This is a genomic window from Pseudomonas sp. PGPPP1 (assembly GCF_002255865.1).
Taxonomy (GTDB): domain Bacteria; phylum Pseudomonadota; class Gammaproteobacteria; order Pseudomonadales; family Pseudomonadaceae; genus Aquipseudomonas; species Aquipseudomonas cremoris.
On the sequence record NZ_NKIG01000004.1, the window covers coordinates 127,004 to 146,892 of the forward strand.

General features: G+C 61.3%; 17 protein-coding genes. 12 read left to right on the top strand and 5 right to left on the bottom strand.

Annotated features, from left to right (window positions below; genetic code table 11):
* The first annotated feature begins 82 nt into the window (after positions 1–82).
* Positions 83–961, top strand: coding sequence for a DMT family transporter (locus CFE47_RS08210; protein WP_185708572.1), 879 nt, complete (start codon positions 83–85; stop codon positions 959–961).
* Positions 962–974: 13 nt separating this feature from the next.
* Here CFE47_RS08210 and CFE47_RS08215 read toward each other — a convergent pair whose 3' ends face one another.
* Positions 975–2,309, bottom strand: coding sequence for an MFS transporter (locus tag CFE47_RS08215; RefSeq protein ID WP_185708571.1), 1,335 nt, complete (start codon positions 2,307–2,309; stop codon positions 975–977).
* Positions 2,310–2,520: 211 nt separating this feature from the next.
* Between CFE47_RS08215 and quiC the strand changes: the two genes are divergently transcribed.
* Complete coding sequence (gene quiC / locus CFE47_RS08220; RefSeq protein WP_286836232.1) at positions 2,521–4,422, top strand: 3-dehydroshikimate dehydratase QuiC; 1,902 nt, start codon at positions 2,521–2,523, stop codon at positions 4,420–4,422.
* A gap of 77 nt (positions 4,423–4,499) precedes the next feature.
* On the top strand, positions 4,500–5,141 hold the full coding sequence (locus CFE47_RS08225; RefSeq protein WP_185708569.1) for a TetR/AcrR family transcriptional regulator: 642 nt from the start codon (positions 4,500–4,502) through the stop codon (positions 5,139–5,141).
* A gap of 135 nt (positions 5,142–5,276) precedes the next feature.
* Here CFE47_RS08225 and CFE47_RS08230 read toward each other — a convergent pair whose 3' ends face one another.
* A complete protein-coding gene (locus CFE47_RS08230; RefSeq protein WP_286836233.1) occupies positions 5,277–6,125 on the bottom strand; it encodes a shikimate dehydrogenase in 849 nt (282 codons plus the stop codon).
* Positions 6,122–6,571 (bottom strand): type II 3-dehydroquinate dehydratase, encoded by a 450-nt coding sequence (gene aroQ, locus CFE47_RS08235; RefSeq protein ID WP_286836234.1) that lies wholly within the window; start codon positions 6,569–6,571, stop codon positions 6,122–6,124. Before aroQ ends, CFE47_RS08230 begins: the two co-directional genes overlap by 4 nt.
* Before the next feature lie 205 nt (positions 6,572–6,776).
* On the opposite strand from aroQ, the gene CFE47_RS08240 reads away from it, so the two are divergent.
* The 9 genes from CFE47_RS08240 (at position 6,777) to CFE47_RS08280 (ending at position 17,436) form a co-directional block, all read left to right on the top strand.
* Entirely contained in the window at positions 6,777–7,298 is a 522-nt protein-coding gene (locus tag CFE47_RS08240) for an RNA polymerase sigma factor (RefSeq protein ID WP_185708566.1), read from the top strand.
* 63 nt (positions 7,299–7,361) lie between these two features.
* Positions 7,362–8,360: a FecR family protein gene (locus CFE47_RS08245; protein WP_286836235.1), complete on the top strand. Its 999-nt coding sequence runs from the start codon at positions 7,362–7,364 to the stop codon at positions 8,358–8,360.
* A gap of 151 nt (positions 8,361–8,511) precedes the next feature.
* Positions 8,512–11,169 carry a TonB-dependent receptor gene (locus tag CFE47_RS08250; RefSeq protein WP_185708564.1) on the top strand — a complete coding sequence of 886 codons (2,658 nt, stop codon included), beginning with the start codon at positions 8,512–8,514 and terminating at the stop codon, positions 11,167–11,169.
* A gap of 81 nt (positions 11,170–11,250) precedes the next feature.
* Positions 11,251–11,871 carry a heme acquisition protein HasA gene (locus tag CFE47_RS08255; protein ID WP_185708563.1) on the top strand — a complete coding sequence of 207 codons (621 nt, stop codon included), beginning with the start codon at positions 11,251–11,253 and terminating at the stop codon, positions 11,869–11,871.
* 165 nt (positions 11,872–12,036) lie between these two features.
* Positions 12,037–13,773: a type I secretion system permease/ATPase gene (locus CFE47_RS08260; protein ID WP_286836236.1), complete on the top strand. Its 1,737-nt coding sequence runs from the start codon at positions 12,037–12,039 to the stop codon at positions 13,771–13,773.
* Positions 13,770–15,095: an HlyD family type I secretion periplasmic adaptor subunit gene (locus CFE47_RS08265; protein ID WP_286836237.1), complete on the top strand. Its 1,326-nt coding sequence runs from the start codon at positions 13,770–13,772 to the stop codon at positions 15,093–15,095. Before CFE47_RS08260 ends, CFE47_RS08265 begins: the two co-directional genes overlap by 4 nt.
* A complete protein-coding gene (locus CFE47_RS08270) occupies positions 15,092–16,408 on the top strand; it encodes a TolC family outer membrane protein (protein WP_286836238.1) in 1,317 nt (438 codons plus the stop codon). Before CFE47_RS08265 ends, CFE47_RS08270 begins: the two co-directional genes overlap by 4 nt.
* Before the next feature lie 135 nt (positions 16,409–16,543).
* Positions 16,544–16,972 carry a DUF4160 domain-containing protein gene (locus CFE47_RS08275; protein ID WP_286836239.1) on the top strand — a complete coding sequence of 143 codons (429 nt, stop codon included), beginning with the start codon at positions 16,544–16,546 and terminating at the stop codon, positions 16,970–16,972.
* Complete coding sequence (locus tag CFE47_RS08280) at positions 16,969–17,436, top strand: DUF2442 domain-containing protein (protein ID WP_286836240.1); 468 nt, start codon at positions 16,969–16,971, stop codon at positions 17,434–17,436. Before CFE47_RS08275 ends, CFE47_RS08280 begins: the two co-directional genes overlap by 4 nt.
* A 60-nt stretch (positions 17,437–17,496) precedes the next feature.
* Here the strand turns inward: CFE47_RS08280 and trmA are convergent, their stop codons facing one another.
* On the bottom strand, positions 17,497–18,576 hold the full coding sequence (gene trmA / locus CFE47_RS08285; RefSeq protein WP_185708557.1) for a tRNA (uridine(54)-C5)-methyltransferase TrmA: 1,080 nt from the start codon (positions 18,574–18,576) through the stop codon (positions 17,497–17,499).
* Positions 18,573–19,868 (bottom strand): NCS2 family permease, encoded by a 1,296-nt coding sequence (locus CFE47_RS08290; protein ID WP_105698997.1) that lies wholly within the window; start codon positions 19,866–19,868, stop codon positions 18,573–18,575. Before CFE47_RS08290 ends, trmA begins: the two co-directional genes overlap by 4 nt.
* Positions 19,869–19,889 lie beyond the last annotated feature (21 nt).

Consider the following 19,889-nt stretch of genomic DNA (forward strand, 5'->3'; position numbering starts at 1 on the left):
TGCTCTTGGGGCAGACGCAGGCCCGGCTGCTAGATTACCGGGTTGAGCAGCCCGCGTTCAGCCCGTCATGCAAGAGAAGCCAATGACTGTCAGCACACCCCTCTCCGGCGTCAACCATCCCTTCAAAGGCATTTTGCTGATTGTACTGGCGACTTTCCTGTTCTCCAGCCACGACGCCTTGTCCAAATACCTGGCCGGGTTCTACCCGATCGTGATGGTGGTGTGGGCGCGCTACCTGGTGCACACCCTGCTGATGGCCGGGATTTTCCTGCCGCAATCGGGCTTGCGCGTGCTGCGCAGCAAACGGCCAGGGATGCAGGTGGTGCGGGCCTTGTGCCTGTTGGGCACGAGCCTGTTTTTTACGGCGGCGCTGCACTATATCCCGCTGGCGGAAGCCACGGCGGTGAACTTCCTGGCGCCGATCCTGGTGACGGCGCTTTCGGTACCGCTGCTCGGTGAGCACGTCACCCGTGGCCAGTGGCTGGCGGTGATCTGTGGGTTTGTCGGCGTGCTGATCATCATCCACCCCGGCGGCGAGCTGTTCACCCCGGCGGTACTGCTGCCGCTGTGCTCGGCGCTGTTCTTCTGCTTCTACCAACTGCTCACGCGCATCCTCAGCCAATACGACACTCCCACCACCAGCAACTTCTTTGCCGGGCTGTGCAACACCTTGGTGATGAGTGCGCTGGTGCCGTTCTTCTGGCAGATCCCGACGCTGTGGCATGGTGCGTTGATGCTGGCGCTGGGCACCTGCGGGATGACCGCGCACTTGATGTTGACCCAGGCATTCCGCTTTGCGGCGCCGGCCTTGCTGGCACCGTTCGGCTATTGCCAGATCGTGTTTGCGGGGTTGTTGGGCTGGTTGGTGTTCAGTCATACCCCCGACGTGACCACGGTGGTCGGCATCGGGGTGATCTGCATGAGCGGGTTGGCCGCTGCCTGGCAGCAGCGGCGCCGATAGCTCGGACTGTGGCTTAGACGTCTACGGTAGGGATCTTGCGCGGTGCCATGAAGTACATCCAGGTCAGTGCCAGGAAGTACATCGCCGGGATCAGCGTGAACAACACGGTGTAGTTGTTGTTGGTCACGGTGAGGATGTGGCCGACGATCTGGGTCATGAACATGCCGCCGATGGCCGCGCACATGCCGCCGAAGCCGAACACCGTGCTCATCATGTGCTTGGGCGTGTAGTCCATCACCAGGCTCCAGATGTTGGCGGTCCAGGCCTGGTGTGCACCGATGGCCAGGGAGATGGCGAACACCGCGACCCACAGTTGGCTGGAACCGGCCGCCATGATCACGCCGACGATGCAGCAGGCAAACAGCAGCATCGACAGCAACCGCGCCTTGATCGAGTTCATCCCACGGCCGATCAGGAACGACGACAGAATCCCCCCACCCACGCTGCCGAAGTCTGCGGTCAGGTAAATGATGATCAGCGGGATACCCATCTGGGTCACGTTGATGCCCAGGTTGTATTGCTGGTTCAGGAACGGAGGCAGCCAGTACAGATAGAACCAGAACACCGGTGCGGTCAGGGCGTAGGCGATGGCGAAAGCCCAGGTGCCGCGCATGCGCAGGATGCGGCTGAACGGTACGCCGGGTTGTTCCGGTTCGACTTGCTGTTGCACGTAGTCCAGTTCGGATTGTTTAACCGTCGGATGGTCTTCCGGGTTGTAGTACTTCAACCCCCAGAACACCAACCAGATTACGCCCAGTGCCGCCATGCATAGGAACGCCGCCTGCCAGCCCCACACATGCAGGATCAACGGCAGCAGCATTGGCGTCATCATCGCGCCGACGTTGGTGCCAGCGTTGAAGATACCGGTGGCCACCGCGCGCTCACCGGCGGGGAACCACAGCCGAGTGGTCTTGACGCAAGCCGGGTAGTTGGCGGCTTCGGTCAGCCCGAGGATAAAGCGGCAGACCATAAAACCTACCGCCGACGTGGCCAGGCCGTGGGCACCGGTGGCCAGGCTCCACAGCAGCACGGCGCAGAAGAACACGCGCTTCACGCCCACCCGGTCGATCAAGCGGCCCTGCAGCACAAAGCCGATGGCATAACCGACCTGGAACCAGAAGTTGATGTTGGCGTAGTCCATCGCCGTCCAGCTCATTTCCTTGGCGAGGATCGGCTGCATCACGCCCAGGGCGGCGCGGTCGATGTAGTTCAGGGTGGTAGCGAAGAACACCAGGGCCAGCATGCCCCAGCGAGTTTTACCCACGGCCAGGGCGCCGCGGATCTTGTCGCCGATGCCGGCGTGCGGGGTGCCCGGGCGCTCGGCCAGGACGGAGTTTTGCGAAGGCATGAGGTCGTACCCGTTTTTGAAATTTTTATGGTGTGTTTTGGGTCTTCTTTGCGTGGTCGATGGTGCGCAGCGGTTAAAAAATCGTCAATTCGCCAAAGGGGCATAGTGTTCGATAATCGCACCAAAAACTAACCGGTTCGTACATTTTAATTGCTGCGGGTAGGCTGGGGGCGAATAATTTGCCATAAACAACAATTGCCGGGAGTCGTCCATGCAACGTTCCATTGCCACTGTTTCCTTGAGCGGCACCCTGCCGGAAAAGCTCGAAGCCATTGCCGCCGCCGGGTTTGACGGTGTGGAAATCTTCGAAAACGACTTGTTGTATTACGACGGCAGCCCCCGGGAAGTTAGGCAGATGTGTGCCGACCTCGGCATTGCTATCACTTTGTTCCAGCCGTTTCGCGACTTTGAAGGTTGCCGCCGCGACCGCCTGGCGCGCAATTTGGAACGCGCCGAGCGCAAGTTCGACTTGATGCAGGAACTGGGCACCGACCTGGTGCTGGTGTGCAGCAACGCCTCGGCGGATTCGGTGGGTGATGAACGCATCCTGCTGGACGATCTCGGCCTGCTGGCCGAACACGCCGGTCGCCGTGGTTTGCGTATCGGCTATGAGGCGCTGGCCTGGGGCAAACATGTGAACACCTGGCAACAGGTGTGGAACCTGGTGCGTCAGGTCGATCACCCGGCCCTGGGTGTACTGCTCGACAGTTTCCACACCCTGTCCCTCAAGGGCGACCCAAGCGCCATCGCCGAGATCCCGGGCGATAAGATCTTCTTTGTGCAAATGGCCGACGCGCCGATCCTGGCCATGGACGTGCTGGAATGGAGTCGGCATTTCCGCTGCTTCCCCGGCCAAGGCGAATTCGACTTGGCGGGGTTCCTGGCGCCGATCATCAAGAGTGGCTACACCGGGCCCTTGTCCCTGGAAATTTTCAACGACGGTTTCCGCGCCGCACCCACCCGTGCGAATGCGGCGGATGGCCTGCGCTCGTTGCTGTACCTGGAAGAGAAAACCCGCGAGCGTTTGAAACAGGAAGCACCGGCGCAACCGGTGGAGATCCTGTTTGATACCCCAGCCGCGAGTGAATACGACGGCATCGAGTTCCTGGAATTCGCCGTGGATGAAAGCCTCGGCGCCAAACTCACGCACTGGCTGGAGCGCCTGGGCTTCGTCAAGGCCGGGCAACACCGCTCCAAGAGCGTGAGCCTGCTGCGCCAGGGTGATATCAACCTGATCCTCAACTGCGAACCCTATTCCTTTGCCCATAACTTCTTCGAAGCCCACGGGCCGTCGTTGTGCGCCACGGCGGTGCGGGTCAAGGACAGCGCCAAGGCCCTGGAGCGGGCGGTGGCTTACAAGGGCCAGCCGTATCGCGGCCTGGTCGGGCCGAACGAGCTGGAGTTGGCCGCCGTGCGCGCGCCGGATGGCAGCCTGATCTATCTGGTGGACCAGAATGAAGGCGGCCTGTACGACACCGACTTCAACCTGCAACCGGCCAACACGTCCAGCGGTGGCTTGCTGCGCATCGACCACATGGCCATGGCGTTGCCGGCCGACAGCCTCGACAGCTGGGTGCTGTTCTACAAGAGCCTGCTGGATTTCGAAGCCGACGACGAAGTGGTGCTGCCCGACCCGTATGGCCTGGTGAAAAGCCGCGCATTGCGCAGCCGCTGCAGCTCGATCCGCCTGCCGCTGAATATTTCCGAAAACCGCAACACTGCCATTTCCCACGCGTTGTCGAGCTATCGCGGCTCAGGCGTGCACCACATTGCCTTCGACTGTGCGGATATTTTCGCCGAAGTACGCCGGGCCAAAGAGGCGGGTGTACCGCTGCTGGATATTCCGCTCAACTACTATGACGACCTGGCGGCGCGGTTTGATTTTGACGACGAGTTCCTCAGCGAGCTGGCGTACTACAACGTGCTGTACGACCGCGACGCGCAGGGCGGTGAGTTGTTTCACGTGTACACCGAGCCGTTCGAAGGGCGGTTTTTCTTTGAGATCATCCAGCGCAAGAACGGTTATGCCGGCTATGGCGCGGCCAACGTGGCAGTGCGCTTGGCGGCAATGGCAAAATCGCGCAGCGGCGCGGTACGACAGGCCCGTTTATAAGGGCCGGCCAGGTGCTTCCTTCGGGAAGCATCGCAGCCCATAATCACCGCCTGCATAACACTGGCCGTGAGCGCAACATGACTTCCGAAGCACCGCGCAAGAGTCGCAAGAACAACCCGGAAAAGACCCGCGAAAACATCCTTCAGGAAGCGGTCGTCGAGTTCGTCCAGCAGGGCCTGTCCGGCGCTCGCGTGGACGCCATCGCCGAGCGCATCCACACCTCCAAGCGCATGATCTATTACTACTTCGGCAGCAAGGAGCAGTTGTACGTCGAGGTACTGGAAAAGCTCTACGGCGACATCCGCAACACCGAAACCCGCATGAACCTCACCGCCCTGGAGCCGCGCGAAGCGATCCGGCGGCTGGTGGAGTTCACCTTTGATCACCACGACCAGAACGTGGACTTCGTGCGTATCGTCAGCATCGAAAACATCCACAACGCCGAATACGTGAAGCGTTCGGATTCGATCAAGGCAATGAACAGCAACATCCTTGAAGCACTGGGCGCGACCCTGCGACGTGGTGCCGAGATGGGATTGTTTCGCGAGGGGCTGGAGCCGCTGGATGTGCATTTGCTGATCAACTCATTCAGCTTCTACCGGGTGTCCAACCGGCATACGTTCAGTGAGATTTTTCAGATCGAGCTGTCGGATGAAGCGATCAAGCAGCGGCATCGGGAGATGATTTGTGAGTCGGTGATGCGGTACTTGCAGGCGTGAAGATCTCGGCTTGAAATGCATTCAATGTGGGAGCTGGCTTGCCTGCGATAGCGATCTGTCAGTCACATCATTGCTGACTGAGCCACCGCAATCGCAGGCAAGCCAGCTCCCACATTTTTGATTGGCTTCACATGCCTAGCCATTCATGCTCTGGAAATGCGCCAGCATCCGCTGCGCATCCGGCGCTTCGCCACTGAACAACTCAAACGCTTTCACCGCCTGGAACACCGCCATATTGCCGCCATCCAGCGTACGGCAACCCAAGGCACGGGCGTCGCGCAGCAGTTCGGTTTCCAGCGGGAAATACACAATTTCGGCCACCCATAGCTCAGTCCGCAACAGGGCTGCCGGAACCGGTGTGCCCGGCAATTTGGCCATGCCCATCGGCGTGGTGTTTACCAACCCATCCGCCTCGGCCATGGCATTTTCCAGGTGCTTGCCGACCTGGGCGCGCCCGGGGCCAAAACGTTGGGCGAGGTTGTCTACCAAGTCGTGGGCGCGGGTGGTGTCCACGTCAAAAATACTCAACTGCTCCACACCTTCTGCCAACAGTGCATGGGCCACGGCTGCGCCTGCGCCACCCGCGCCCATTTGCACCACGCGTTGGCGCGCCACGTCATTCAGGTTGCGCCGAAAACCTTCGGCAAAGCCCAGGCAGTCGGTGTTGTGGCCGATGCGTTTGCCGTCCTTGAACACCACGGTATTGACCGCGCCAATGCCTCGGGCCTCGTCGGATAAATCGTCAAGCAACGCCAGAACCGCCTGCTTGCACGGGTAGGTAATGTTCAGCCCGGTGAAGTGCATCAACTCGGCGGCGTCCAGCAGGTCGGGCAGGGCGTTGACGTCCAGTTGCAGCGGCTCAAGGTCGATCAGGCGGTACAGGTAACGCAGGCCTTGGGCGTCTCCTTCCTGTTCATGCAGGGCCGGGGTGCGGGAAGCCTGGATGCCGGCGCCGATCAGGCCGGCGAGGATGCGCGGCTTCATCGGGTTGACCCTTTCAACAGCTGGCTGAAATGCTCCAGCGCCAGGTGGTAACCATGGCTGCCAAAACCGGCCAGCACGGCCTTGGCGATGGGCGACACGAACGAGTGATGCCGGAACGCCTCACGGGCATGCACGTTGGACAAATGCACTTCGATCACCGGCACCTCGCTGGCTACCAGTGCGTCGCGGATGGCCACCGAGGTGTGGGTCCAGGCTGCCGGGTTGATCACGATACCGGCACAGCGGGTGCGGGCGCCGTGAATCCAGTCCAGCAGCTCGCCTTCGTGGTTGGTCTGGCGGAATTCGATTTTCAGGCCGAGTTGTTCGGCACTGCGGCCACACAGGGCGGCGACGTCGGCCAGGGTTTCGTGGCCGTAGGTGGCGGGCTCGCGGGTGCCGAGCAGGTTGAGGTTGGGGCCGTTGAGCACCAGCACGATAGGCAGCATAGAGGGGTCTCCATTGTTCTTGTAGGTTGTGGAGATAAAATGTACTGGTTAGTTAATTTGGTCAATTGATGGCAGCGGATGTGTTCGATTACCGAACTGTTAATCGGACCTTTCGTACGTGGAATCAGATTAGATATCAATTGAAAATCATTCTCGACAACGCTTAAGATGCCCGCCTGTTTCCTTTACATTCCAGGGAGTCGGTTTGTCGGACGTGGATCTCAGAGGCCTGTTTCTCAAGCATGCCGATACCCTGCGCGGGTATCTGGCGCGCAAGGTACGGGACCCGCAGTTGGCCGCAGACCTGGTGCAGGAGAGCTTCCTGCGCCTGGCCGAAAAACCGGCCGGCGAGCGCATCGACAACTCCCAGGGCTATCTCTATCGAACGGCGAGCAATCTGCTGATCGACCATATTCGCCAGGAAGCGCGGCGCAAGACAGACTCCGTGCCCCACGAGGCGCTGGCCGAGATTGAAGATGAAGTGGCCGGGTTGGAGGCTCAGGCAATGGCGCAGCAACAGCGACAGGCATTGAAGCAGGCACTGGCGGAGTTGCCGGAACGCACCCAGCAGATCTTCCGTCTGAACCGCATCGAAGGCATGACCCACGCCCAGGTCGCCCGGCACCTGGACATTTCCGACAGCTCCGTGCAAAAGCATCTGGCCAAGGCCCTGGCCTACGTAATGCAGCGCCTGCAGGAAGGCGAGGTGGCACCATCCGACGAATGAATTACCGAAAAACGCCAGGTCAGACGTCACAGCGTTATATAACGAAAAATTCGAGATTCACACGTGAATAGCCAGGGTCCGCAACAGCACAGCATTACCGAGGCGGCCGCCGAATGGGCGGTGCGCTTGCACGCCGGTGCCCTGACCGAACAGGAACAGGCCGAACTGCGGCATTGGATCGCCTGCGACAGCCGCCACGAAGCGGCATTGCGGTTTGCCGAGCAGACCTGGGCGGCCTTGGGCGACGTGCATAAAGACGAGCCGGTGCATCGCCAGCGTCCGGCCACGGCAGCGATGCCTCTACGCCGTTCCAAGCGCCGAAGGCCGTGGCAACGTGCGGCCGCCGTGGCGTTGGTCGTGGTGGTGGCGGGCGTGGGCTGGGTGCGTGGGCCGGATGTTCTGCTGCGTATGCAGGCTGACTACATCACCGACAAGGGCGAAGTGCGTACCGTGCACCTGGCCGATGGCAGCACGGTGGAGTTGGATTCCGCCAGTGCTATTCGCCTGGAATACGACGGTGTGCAGCGGCGTATCAGCCTGATCCAGGGCTCGGCGATTTTTGATGTGGCGCCCATGGTGGGCGAGGAAACCCGACCATTCGTGGTGCAGAGCGCTGGCGGGCAGACCCGCGCGCTGGGCACGCGATTCGTGGTGGAGCGCGAGGCGGATCGCCAGGCCTGGGTGGGTGTGTTGCAACACAGTGTCGCGGTCACTTTGCAGGCCTCACCCCAGAAGGGCTCGACGGACAGGCTGCTCAAGGAGGGCCAGGCGGCACGTTACAGCGCGCAGGAAGGCATCGTGCCCCTCGATCAATTCGATGTGGAACGCGCCACCAGTTGGCGGCGTGGCGTGCTGATCTTTGACCGGCAACCGCTGGCCAAGGTCATCGAGCAGCTCAACCAGTACCGCCCTGGGCGCGTGCTGCTGGCAGACTCGGACCTGGGTGAGCGAGAGGTCAGCGGTGTGTTCCGCCTCGACATGCTCGACACGGCGCTGGCTACCTTGACCCAGGAACTTCAAGTGCAACGCTTGGACCTGGCAGGCCTCAGCCTGATCTATTGATAAGCCCGGTGGGAGGCCTTCTCCCACTTGTTCAAAACCCCCGCCACAAAAAACTTTCAAAAAAACCTTACTGACTTCCTGCGCGTCGTACGTCTTGCTAGGTGAGAAGCATTCGCATAAACAAAAAACGCTTAGCGCAGGGAAACCAGAAATGTCAGCACTCACCAAGGGGCGTATCACCGGTAGCCGGTTGGCCCTGGCCATCCACTTGGGGCTGTTCGCCGCTGTGGCGCCCGCGTATGCCGCACAGCCGCAAGTAAAGGCCGCCCAACCTGCTGTGCTGATGATCGATATCCCTGCGCAATCCCTGGGCAGTGCCGTGCTGACTTTTGCCGACCAGGCAGGCTTGCAAGTGCTGTTCGACAGCCAGCGTCTGGAAGGTTTGCAGAGCACGGCGGTGAAGGGGCAGTACGGCGTGCAGGAAGGGTTGGCGCGCTTGCTGGGTAATGCGCCGGTGGAATATCGCTTCACCGGCGAGCGCCAAGTTACCCTCACCCGTGTCGAGCAGGGCAATGCCGCCTTGGCTTTGGCGACCACCACGATTACCGGCCTGCACCCCAACGACTGGGTGTATTCATCGCCACATTCGGTCAGCGTTGTGGGGCGTGAGCAACTCGACCGCAACCCGCCGCGCCATGCCGCCGAGATGCTTGAAGAAGCACCGGGCGTCTACTCGGCCGTCAGCCAGCAGGACCCCGGCCTGTCGGTGAATATTCGCGGTATCCAGGATTATGGCCGGGTCAACATGTCGGTCGACGGCATGCGCCAGAACTATCAACAGAGCGGTCACCAGCAACGCAACGGCACGCTCTACGTCGACTCGGAGCTGCTGTCCGAAGTCGTCATCGAAAAGGGCGCGACTTCCACCATGGGCGGTGCGGGTGTGATCGGCGGCGTGGCCAACTTTCGCACCATCGAGGCGGCCGACCTGCTCAAGGGCGGCAAGGAAATCGGCGGGCGTATCCGTGTGACCACGGGGCTGGGTGGGCGCAGCAACGGCACGCACTTTATCGGCAGTTCGGCGTTTGCCGTGGGCACCGATGTGTGGGACATGCTGGTAGCGGCCAGTGAGCGGCACCTTGGCGATTACAACCCCGGCACCAAGGGCAGCATCGGCGATCTGCGTACCGGCAGTTCTTTCCTGCCGGCCAGCCAGGATCGGATCAAGAACTCTACCGTCGAATACACCGGCTCGGTGATGCGCTCGCGCTTGCTCAAGCTCGGCATCAACCTGCCTGTCGACCAGCGTCTGCAACTGAGCTACCTGACCACTGAAGTCGGCTACGACGACGTCAACATGATGGCCGCCGAAAAAGCCCAGTTATGGGAAAAGCTCGGTAGCAGCAATGTCACGGCACAGAACTTCGCGCTGGACTACAGCTACACGCCAGACAACCCGCTGATCGACTTCAAGGCCAAGCTTTATTACGTCGATACCCGCAATGACCAGACCACACTGACCCGTGGCAGCACCAAGGGCTACGAGGTCACGTATCAAACCAATACCTACGGTTTCCAGGCACAAAACACCTCGACCTTTGGCTTGAGCGAGCTGTCCGTGATCAAGGCCAACTACGGGCTGGAATTTTTCTACGACAAGGTCCGCCCGGACTCCAACCAGGCGGTGGCCGCCGACTCTGCGGTGGAGGCCTCGGCAGCGGAAAGCATCACCCCAGAGGGCGACCGGGCGCTCGGCAGCCTGTTCGCACGTTTGGATTACGACTACGACAACTGGCTGAACCTCAATGCCGGCTTGCGCTACGACCGCTATCGGCTGCGCGGCGAAACCGGTTTGAACACCCGTACATTCATCATCGGTACCACGCGGCAAGTCGGCTTGCCCATGACCTATGACGTGGATCGGGAGGAGGGGCATTTCTCGCCCACCTTCGGCTTGTCGATCAAGCCCGGCGTGGATTGGCTGCAACTCTTTGCCACCTACGGCAAGGGCTGGCGCCCGCCGGCAGTCACCGAGTCGTTGGTCAGCGGCCGGCCCCATGGCGGGGGCTCGGAGTCGCTGTTCCCCAACCCCTACTTGAAGCCTGAAACGTCCACGGCCTGGGAGGTCGGCTTCAACGTGCTGAAGGAAGACTTGCTGTTCTCCGAAGACCGGGTGGGCATGAAGGTGTCCTACTTCAACACTCGGGTGGATGACTTCTCCTATATGGCGCTGGGGGTGCAGCCGCCTGGTTATGGCATCGCCAATATCGGCAACGCGGCGTATGTGAACAACCTGGAAACCACCCGTTTTCGTGGCCTTGAATACCAGCTCGATTACGACGCCGGGTTTGCCTACGGCCAGTTCAACTACACGCGCATGCTTGGCAGTAATAAGTTCTGCAGCAAGACCGCGTGGCTGGGCGGGGTGACCAAAATTCAGAAAAGGCCGGGTAGCCGTGCGCCGGTAGACGCGATGGTGCCGGACGATGTGGCCAATGCGGGACAAAGCTGCAGTGCGATCCTGGGCTCCTCGGAACACATGCCGATGGACCGTGGCACCGCGACGCTAGGTGCGCGCTTCTTCGAACGCAAGTTGGACCTGGGCGTTCGCGCCCGCTACAGCGGCGGTTACTACGTGAAAGGCGGCGTCGGGGTGACCACTTCGCAAACCGGCGTCTACCCGGCCGACTGGAAGCCGTACACCGTCTACGACCTCTATAGCAGCTACCGCGCTACCGACCAATTGACGTTGCGCCTGGCGATGGAAAACGTCACCGACCGCGCGTACCTGGTGCCGCTGGGCGACGTGCTGGCCTTCACCCTGGGCCGTGGCCGCACCGTGCAGGGCACTGTTGAATATCAGTTCTGACCGATTTTGCCCAGTGACGGGCAAAACCACAGCAGGCACTGGCTTGCTGCGGAGATACCACCCCATGACTTGGAGTTTTGCATGAGCATTTCTATTTCATACAGCACGACCTACGCCGCGAACACCGTTGCCGAATACCTGAGCGACTGGTCGGCTTACTTTGGTGACCTGAACCACCGTGAAGGTTCGGTCAAAGAAGGTTCGAACACCGGTGGTTTCAATCCTGGCCCGTTTGATGGCACCCAATACGGCGTGTCGAGCACCGTCAGCAATGCGGCAGTGGTCGCTAACGGTGACCTGCATTACACCTTGTTCAACCCACCGTCGCACACCTTGTGGGGTTCGATCGACTCCCTGAACCTGGGCACAATCCTGTCCGGCGGCGCGAGCAGCGGTGGCTACACCCTCACCGAGCAGGAAGTCAGCTTTACCAACCTCGGCCTGTCGAGCCTGCAGTCCGAAGGCCGCGATGGCCAGGTGCACCAGATCATTTACGGTCTGATGAGCGGCGACAGCTCGGCACTGACCTCGGCTATCGATTCCCTGCTCAAGGACATCGACCCTAGCCTGTCGGTCAACTCGACGTTCGATCAACTGGCCGCTGCCGGTGTGGCTCATGTGGACTCGGCTTCGTTCGCCGCCTCCGATGTGGCCTTGGTGGGCGTGCAAGACGTGCCTCAGGACTTCGCCCTGGCTGCCTGACGGCATGAAAAAAGCGAATGGAAGATCGCTCTCCCATTCGCTGCATGACACCGCCGTCGCCCAAGCCTTCTAACTCTTCAGGCGACGGGGGTACCAAATTCTGCGCAGCGTCGTATCGCCTGTCAACGCGGCGACGCTGCCCGCTAAACCTTCGAGAATCCCCAGATGCGCCACGCCGGCAACGAAACCCTGGCCGCCCTCACGGCCTATAAAAGTGGCTTCTTCAACATCGGCCTGTTCTCGGCGGTGATCAACCTGCTGATGCTGGCCCCGGCGCTCTACATGTTGCAGGTGTATGACCGGGTGCTGGCTTCTGGCAATCAGATGACCCTGTTGATGCTGACGCTGATGATCCTCGGCCTGTTCGGCTTGATGGGCGCGTTGGAGTGGGTGCGCAGCCAGGTGGTGATCCGCCTCGGCACGCAGATGGACATGCGCTTGAACCAGCGAGTGTACGACGCCGCGTTCGAAGCGCAACTCAAGGGTGGCACCCAGGCGGCGGGCCAGGCGCTGCACGACCTGACTACGTTGCGCCAATTCGCTACCGGCCAGGCGCTGTTCGCGTTTTTCGATGCGCCGTGGTTTCCGGTGTACCTGCTGGTGATCTTTATGTTCCACCCGTGGCTTGGCCTGTTGGCGTTGGGCGGCGCGGTGATGCTTATCGCGTTGGCCTGGATCAACCATCACGTGAGCCAGGCACCCATGGCCCTGGCCAGTCAGCTGTCGATCAGCGCCAGCCAGCAGGCCACCACCAACCTGCGCAATGCCGACACCATCGAAGCCATGGGCATGCTCGCCACGTTGCGCGCGCGTTGGTTCCGCCAGCACCAGGCGTTCCTGGCCCAGCAGAACCTGGCCAGCGAAAAGACGGCCACCGTCACCGCGTGGTCCAAGGGCGTGCGCCTGGCGTTGCAGTCGCTGGTGTTGGGCTTGGGCGCCTTGTTGGCGGTGCAGGGGGACATCACGCCGGGGATGATGATTGCCGGCTCGATCCTGATGGGCCGGGTGCTGAGCCCTATCGACCAACTGATCGGCGTTTGGAAGCAATGGGGGTCGGCGCGCCTGGCGTTCGAACGGTTGTCGCAACTGTTGGAAGCCAACCCGGCACGGCCCGTGCGCATGAGTTTGCCGGTGCCCAAGGGCCAATTGACGGTTGAGCACATCAGCGCCTGCGCCCCCGGTAGCCGCCGACCGGCGCTGGCGAATTTGGGCTTCACGCTACCGGCGGGTGACGTGCTGGGCGTGATCGGGCCATCGGGCTGTGGCAAATCCACCTTGGCCCGAATCGTCGTGGGCGCCTGGGCACCACTGTCCGGCAAGGTGCGGCTGGACGGCGCCGACCTGGCCCAGTGGGACAAGCAGCAACTCGGCCCGCACATCGGCTACTTGCCCCAAGACATCCAACTGTTCGCCGGCAGCATCGCCGACAACATCGCACGGTTTGCCGAGGCCGATGCCGACAAAATCCTGGCTGCCGCGCAAATGGCCGGCGTGCATGAACTGATCCTGCAGCTGCCTCAGGGCTACGACACGCTGTTGGGGGAGGGCGGTGCCGGCTTGTCTGGCGGCCAGAAGCAGCGCGTGGCGCTGGCCCGGGCGCTATATGGTTTACCCGCATTGATTGTGCTGGATGAGCCGAACGCCAACCTCGACGAAGTGGGGGAGCAGGCGTTGCTTCAAGCCATCGCCCAGCTCAAGCAGCAGCGTCGTACCGTGATCCTGATCACCCACAAACCCAACGTACTGAGCCTGACGGATCAACTGCTGATCCTCAAGGACGGCCAGTTGCAGGCCTTCGGGCCGACGGCGCGGGTGTTGGAGGCGCGGCAGAAACCCGCCGTCGCCAAGCCGGTGACAAGCATGAACATGAGCTACCGCGTCGGTGAAGGAAAACAGGCATGAGCATGAGCAAACCGATGTTGGTGAGCGACACCCCCCATAACGTGCTGGCGCTGGACGACAAAAAATATTCGCGACTGGGCTGGTGGCTGGTGCTGGGCGGCTTTGTCGGGTTTATCGGCTGGGCCGCGCTGGCCCCGCTGGACAAGGGCGTGGCGGTGTCGGGCAAGGTCATGGTGTCGGGGCATCGCAAAACGGTGCAACACCCTGCCGGTGGCATCGTCGAGCATATCGAGGTGCGCGACGGTGATGTGGTCAGCGCAGGCCAGGTGTTGCTGCGCTTGAAGGAAACCCCGTTGCGTGGGCAGATGCAGTCCCTGCGCAGCCAGTACCTCGCGTCCCTCGCCAGCGAGGCACGGCTGAGTGCGGAAAGTGAAGGTTTGCCCGCAATCACCTTCGGCCCTGAGCTGCTCAACGATCCAGAGGCGGCGGGAACGTTGAACCTGCAACGGCAACTGTTCAGCAGTCGCGCCCAGGCGTTGGCCACTGAGCAGCAGGGCCTGCGCGAAACCATCGCCGGTGCTGAAGCGCAGTTGCGTGGCACACGGGACTCCCAGGCCAGCAAAGTCCAGCAACGAGCGGCCTTGAATGAGCAGTTGCAGGGCCTGCGGGAGTTGGCGCGTGACGGTTATATCCCGCGCAATCGCTTGCTCGACAGCGAGCGCCTGTACTCACAGATCGACGGTGCGATTGCCGAGGACTACGGCCGTATCGGCCTGTTGCAACGCCAGGTGCTGGAACTGCGCCTGCGTATCCGCCAGCTCGGCGAAGACTTTCAGAAAGACCTGCGCGGCCAACTGGCCGAGACTCGCACCCGCAGCGACGACCTGCGCAACCGCTTGGCCTCGGCTGAATTTGAACTGGCCAATAGCCTGGTGCGTGCGCCCGCGTCTGGGGTCGTCGTCGGCCTGGAGGTGTACACCGAAGGCGGGGTGATCAAGCCCGGCCAGCCGCTGATGGACATCGTGCCCCAAGGCGAGCCGTTGCTGGTGGAAGCGCGGGTGCCGGTGCAGATGGTCGACAAGGTGCACCCCGGCTTGCCGGTGGAGCTGATGTTCTCGGCGTTCAACCAGGCCACCACGCCACGGGTGGCCGGCGAGGTAACGCTGGTGTCCGCCGACCGCCAGGTGGATGAACGCACCGACGAGCCTTACTACACGGTGCGCGCCCAGGTCAGTGCGGCCGGCATGCAACAACTGGACGGCGTGCAGATCCGTCCGGGCATGCCGGTGGAAACCTTCGTCAAGACCGGCGAGCGCTCGATGCTCAACTACTTGTTCAAACCCCTGCTGGATCGCACTCACATGGCCTTGGTGGAAGAATGAAGGCGTTGCTGTTTACCCTGTGTCTGAGTTGCATACCGGCGGCGCACGCCATGGGTTTGCTGGATGCCTACGACTTGGCCCTGCGCAACGATCCGACCTTTCAGGCGGCGATCCAGGAGCGTGAGGCGGGCGAAGAAAATCGCGTGATCGGTCGGTCGGGGTTGCTGCCGAACCTGTCCTGGAGCTACAACAATTCGCGTAACGAATCCGAGGTGACGGCGGGCAATACCACCAGCGATCGCGATTACCGCAGCTATGCGTCGAGCCTGACCTTGCAGCAACCGCTGCTGGATTACGAAGCCTACGCACGCTTTCGCCAGGGCACGGCCCAGGCGCTGATGGCCGATGAACGCTTTCGCGGCAAGAGCCAGGAACTGGCGGTGCGGGTGCTCAGTGCCTACAGCCAAGCGTTGCTGGCCCAGGAGCGTATCGAACTGAGCCGTGCGCAGAAACGCGCGTTTGCCGAACGCCTGCAACTCAATGACCGCTTGCTCAAAGGCGGTGAAGGTACGCGCACCGATGTGCTGGAAACCCAAGCGCGCTTGAGCCTGGCCCAGGCTGAAGAAATCGAATCGCTGGACGCGCAGGACAGCGCCCTGCGCGAATTGGAAGCCATCGTCGGCCAACCTTTGCAGATCGAAGAGCTGGCGCCCCTGACCCGCCAGTTCAACATCCCGCCCCTGGAACCCAATCGTTTCGAAACCTGGCGCGAATTGGCCATGACCAACAACCCCGAGCTTAAATCCCAGCACCATGCCTTGGACGTGGCTTCTTATGAGGTCGAACGCAAACGCGCCGGCCATATGCCCAAGGTCAGTCTGTACGCCACCAGCCGCCAGACCAGTTCCGATTCGGAAAGCAGCTACAACCAAAAGTACGACACCAACAGTGTCGGCATTCAGGTCAGCTTGCCGCTGTTCGCTGGCGGCTCGGTGTCGGCGTCCACGCGCCAGGCCGCGAACCAGCTGTCCCAGGCCCAGTACGAGTTGGACGCACACACCTCGGCCACGCTGGTGGAGTTGCGCAAGCAGTTCAACCTCAACACCAGCGGCGCGGCGAAAGTGCGCGCCTATGAGATGGCTGTCAGCTCGGCCACTGCGCTGGTCACAGCGACCAAAAAAAGTGTCACGGGGGGCGAGCGGGTCAACCTCGACGTGCTCGACGCCGAGCAACAACTGTTCACCGCCCGTCGCGACCTGGCGAATGCGCGGCATGCATATCTGCTGGCGAGGATTCAGTTGAAGTATTACGCGGGGTTGCTGAGCGAGCAGGACTTGCGAGCCTTGGCGGGGTATTTCCAGCCCTCGGCATGAGTGGTTACAACCCGGCATTCGCCGGGTTTTTTGTGCTGACTAGTCTGTGAAACAGCTCCAGGGAAAGGGAGCCGGTTGTCGGGTGGCAAGGCAAAATTGTTACCTGGCGGAAAATAACCTAACGGATGGGTTACGATGCGAGTAGGCGCTTACAAGGGATATGTAATTTCGGTATTTATCAGGGATGAACATTGCCCGCCCCATGTGCATGTGAGGGGAAAGGAGTGGGATGCGCGTTTTCGTTTCAGTTTTCTGGATGCAGATGTGGAGTTGTGGGATGTAGACCCAGAACGGAGACGGCCACCCGCTGCGTTGCTGGTGGGAATATGCGAGGCGATAGCCCAGCAGCACTACTTGGCGCGAGCACGCAGGATCTGGTGGGAAAAACTGCAAACGGTTTGCCTGGAGAATCATTCCTGGGATTGGGAAGCCCGAGAGGTATTGCCTGGGTTGATCATTCGGCGTGGTGTTTATGTGATCGCACGTGCCCGGCACGATGTTGTAAGGCAAAAAACAATTTTGAACCTGGTCAGGGCGCCGGGTTTTGTGGAGATTGATTTATGAAGCAAATCGTAAAGGCCAAAGTTGTACCCAATAAGGCGATCACTGAAGCCGACATAGACAAGGCAATTGCCCGAGGGCGCGAGACACGGCACCTTTATGCCCGTGCCAGCTCTGTGCGTTATGAAGACAACTGCATTTCCATCGGCTTCAGCGACGGCAGTCGCGTTATGTTGCCTGTGGCGGGGCTCCCGGAGTTCGAAGGGTTCACCCCGCAGGATTTTCAACAGTTGGAAGTCGGCTTTGGCGGAAAGGCGCTGTGTTGTGAGGCTCAAGACCTGGACGTTTCGATCACGGGCCTGATCGCCACTAGCAAACCCCTGATGGACCTGGCCACCAGCCTGGTGGCCTCGCACAACGGTCGCAAGAGCAGCGCTGCCAAGGCCGCCGCTGCCCGAGCCAATGGCAAAAAGGGCGGGCGGCCGCGCAAGGAAGTCTTGGATAACGAGGAACCAACGGATGTATGAAATTCCAGTGTGGGAGCAGGCAAGCCAGCTCCCACAGTAGATTGGTGTTGCCTGGCAGATTCAGCGCCGGGTCAGCAGCACCCCAGATTCCATATGATGCGTCCACGGAAACTGGTCAAACATCGCACACTGGGTAATGCGGTGCGTGTCATGCAGTTGCGCGATGTTCGCCGCCAACGTCTCCGGGTTGCAGGAGATGTACAGGATGTTGTCGAAACGGCGGGTCAGCTCGCAGGTGTCCGGGTCCATGCCGGCGCGCGGCGGGTCGACGAAGACGCTGCCGAATTCGTAGCTTTTCAGGTCGATGCCGTGCAGGCGACGGAACGGGCGCACTTCGTTCAGCGCTTCGGTGAGTTCTTCGGCGGAGAGGCGCACCAGGGTGACGTTATCCACCGCGTTTTCATCCAGGTTGCTCAACGCTGCGTTGACCGAGGTCTTGCTGATCTCGGTGGCCAGCACTTTGCGCACACGGGTCGCCAGTGGCAGGGTGAAGTTGCCGTTGCCGCAGTACAACTCCAGCAGGTCGTCCGGACGATCGCCCAAGGCTTCGTACGCCCAGTTGAGCATCTTCTGGTTCACCGTGCCGTTGGGCTGGGTGAACGCGCCTTCGGGTTGGCGATAGCTGAAGGTGCGACCGCCGACGTCGAGTTTTTCCACCACATAGTCATGGCCGATCACATCGCGCTTGCCCTTGGAGCGGCCGATGATGCTCACGTTCAAGTCCGCAGCCAGTTTGTTCGCGGCGGTGTGCCAATGCTCGTCCAGCGGCCGGTGATAGCACAGGGTGATCATCGCATCGCCGGCCAGCGTGGTGAGGAACTCCACTTGGAACAGCTTGTGGCTCAGGGCGGCGCTGGCTTGCCAGGCGGCCTTGAGTTGCGGCATCAACTGGTTGATGCGCAGGCTGGCGATCGGGAACGCTTCGATCAGGATCGGCGTGCGTTTGTCATCCTGGGAGAACATCGCGTAGTGGCGCTCACCGCCTTCGCGCCACAGGCGGAACTCCGCCCGCAGGCGGAAGTTCTGCAGCGGCGAGTCGAATACCTGCGGCTCTGGTGCATCGAACGGAGCCAGCAGGTCACGCAGGCGCGTGACCTTGTCTTGCAGTTGAGCGGTGTAGCTTGCGGCGTCAAAAGTCATGCGTTAAACCAGCCCAGCTTGATCACAAACAGAATCGACAGAATCACCAGCGCCGGGTTCAGCTCACGGTAGCGGCCCGAAAGCAGCTTGATGGCGGTCCAGGCGATGAAACCGAAGGCGATGCCGTTGGCAATGGAGTAAGTGAAGGGCATCGCCAGGGCGGTGATCACCACCGGCGCTGCAACGGTGATGTCATCCCAATCGATTTCCGCCAGGCCCTGGGTCATCAGCACGGCCACGAACAGCAACGCAGGTGCGGTAGCGAAGGCGGGGACGCTGGCGGCCAATGGCGAGAAGAACAACGCCAGCAGGAACAGAATTGCCACTACGATGGCGGTCAAACCGGTACGGCCGCCGGCGCTCACGCCCGCAGCGGATTCGATATAGCTGGTGGTGGTAGAGGTGCCCAGCAGGGAGCCGGCCATGGCGGCGGTACTGTCGGCGATCAGCGCGCGGCCCATCTTTGGCATATGGCCGTCCTTGCCCATCAGGCCGGCGCGCTTGGCCACACCGATCAGGGTGCCGGAGTTGTCAAACAGGTCGACGAACAGGAAGGCGAAGATCACGCTGACCAGGCCGATATCCAGTGCACCTTTGATATCCAGTTGCAGGAAGGTTGGCGCCAGGGACGGTGGCATCGAGGTCACGCCGCCGAACGGGGTAACGTTCAAGGCGATGGATACGATGGTCACTGCCAGGATGCCGATCAGCACCGCGCCACGCACGGCCAAGGCTTCCAGCGCGACGATCAGTACGAAACCAAAAGTGGCCAGGATGGGCGCGGCTTTTGTCAGGTCACCCAGGCCAACCAGCGTGGCCGGGTTCGCCACCACGATCTCGGCGTTATGCAGGGCGATCAGCGCGAGGAACAGACCGATACCGGCCGCAATCGCAGAGCGCAGCGGCAGCGGGATGGCGTTGATGATCCACTCGCGAATGCGAAAGATCGACAGCAGGAAGAACAGCACCGCCGAGATGAACACCGCACCCAGCGCAACTTGCCAGGTATGGCCCATGTGCAGGACCACGGTGTAGGTAAAGAAGGCGTTGAGGCCCATGCCCGGCGCGAGGGCGATCGGGTAGTTGGCGATCAGGCCCATCACGGTGGAACCGATGGCGGCGGCCAGGCAGGTCGCGACGAAGATCGCGCCCTTGTCCATGCCGGTTTCGCCCAGGATGCTTGGGTTCACGAACAGAATGTAGGCCATGGCCAGGAATGTCGTGATCCCCGCGAGAATCTCGGTGCGCACATTGGTGTTGTGGGCTTTGAGTTGAAACAGCTTTTCCAGCATGCCGGCTCCCTGTGACGCTAT

Coding starts and splice junctions, on each gene's coding strand:
- CFE47_RS08270 (WP_286836238.1), top strand. CDS start 15,092: ATGAAGGCGTTGCTGTTTACCCTGTGTCTGAGTTGCATACCGGCGGCG.
- CFE47_RS08260 (WP_286836236.1), top strand. CDS start 12,037: ATGCGCCACGCCGGCAACGAAACCCTGGCCGCCCTCACGGCCTATAAA.
- CFE47_RS08250 (WP_185708564.1), top strand. CDS start 8,512: ATGTCAGCACTCACCAAGGGGCGTATCACCGGTAGCCGGTTGGCCCTG.
- CFE47_RS08290 (WP_105698997.1), bottom strand. CDS start 19,868: ATGCTGGAAAAGCTGTTTCAACTCAAAGCCCACAACACCAATGTGCGC.
- CFE47_RS08265 (WP_286836237.1), top strand. CDS start 13,770: ATGAGCATGAGCAAACCGATGTTGGTGAGCGACACCCCCCATAACGTG.
- CFE47_RS08230 (WP_286836233.1), bottom strand. CDS start 6,125: ATGAAGCCGCGCATCCTCGCCGGCCTGATCGGCGCCGGCATCCAGGCT.
- CFE47_RS08280 (WP_286836240.1), top strand. CDS start 16,969: ATGAAGCAAATCGTAAAGGCCAAAGTTGTACCCAATAAGGCGATCACT.
- CFE47_RS08275 (WP_286836239.1), top strand. CDS start 16,544: ATGCGAGTAGGCGCTTACAAGGGATATGTAATTTCGGTATTTATCAGG.
- CFE47_RS08225 (WP_185708569.1), top strand. CDS start 4,500: ATGACTTCCGAAGCACCGCGCAAGAGTCGCAAGAACAACCCGGAAAAG.
- quiC (WP_286836232.1), top strand. CDS start 2,521: ATGCAACGTTCCATTGCCACTGTTTCCTTGAGCGGCACCCTGCCGGAA.
- trmA (WP_185708557.1), bottom strand. CDS start 18,576: ATGACTTTTGACGCCGCAAGCTACACCGCTCAACTGCAAGACAAGGTC.
- CFE47_RS08215 (WP_185708571.1), bottom strand. CDS start 2,309: ATGCCTTCGCAAAACTCCGTCCTGGCCGAGCGCCCGGGCACCCCGCAC.
- aroQ (WP_286836234.1), bottom strand. CDS start 6,571: ATGCTGCCTATCGTGCTGGTGCTCAACGGCCCCAACCTCAACCTGCTC.
- CFE47_RS08210 (WP_185708572.1), top strand. CDS start 83: ATGACTGTCAGCACACCCCTCTCCGGCGTCAACCATCCCTTCAAAGGC.
- CFE47_RS08255 (WP_185708563.1), top strand. CDS start 11,251: ATGAGCATTTCTATTTCATACAGCACGACCTACGCCGCGAACACCGTT.